Genomic DNA, 432 nt, shown 5'->3' on the forward strand with positions numbered 1-432 from the left:
GTTGTTCAGACCACCGATTTGGGATTCTTTGTGGCCGGTAATATTCAGAACTCTTCCAAAGGGTATGGCTCTAAAGATGCCTGGATCATCCGTCTGGATAAAAACGGGAAAGAACTTTCGCAGCTTATTTTAGGTGGAAAAGGTTTAGATGAAGTGGAGAAAATGATTCCTACGAAAGATGGCGGCGCTTTACTAGGGATATATTCAAGAAGCTCCATTGGAGGAACCAAGAAAACAGAAAACTTAGGAGAGGGCGATTATTGGATCGTAAAGCTGGATAAAAACGGAAAAGTAGAATGGGAAAAGAACTACGGAGGGAAAGGTGATGATCATCTCAGAACTTTGGCTTTAACCTCTACCGGTTACCTTATTGGCGGAGAATCCAGATCCGAGAGATCAGGCAATAAAACCGTAGGCATCGAAGAAGGAACC

At 43.3% G+C, this 432-nt stretch carries 1 pseudogene; it reads left to right on the forward strand.

Annotation, left to right across the window (positions count from 1 at the left end):
• Positions 1–432, forward strand: a pseudogene (locus AOB46_RS22780) (T9SS C-terminal target domain-containing protein); the annotation flags it as partial.

The sequence above is a fragment of the Chryseobacterium indologenes genome (assembly GCF_001295265.1).
Lineage (GTDB): Bacteria > Bacteroidota > Bacteroidia > Flavobacteriales > Weeksellaceae > Chryseobacterium > Chryseobacterium indologenes_A.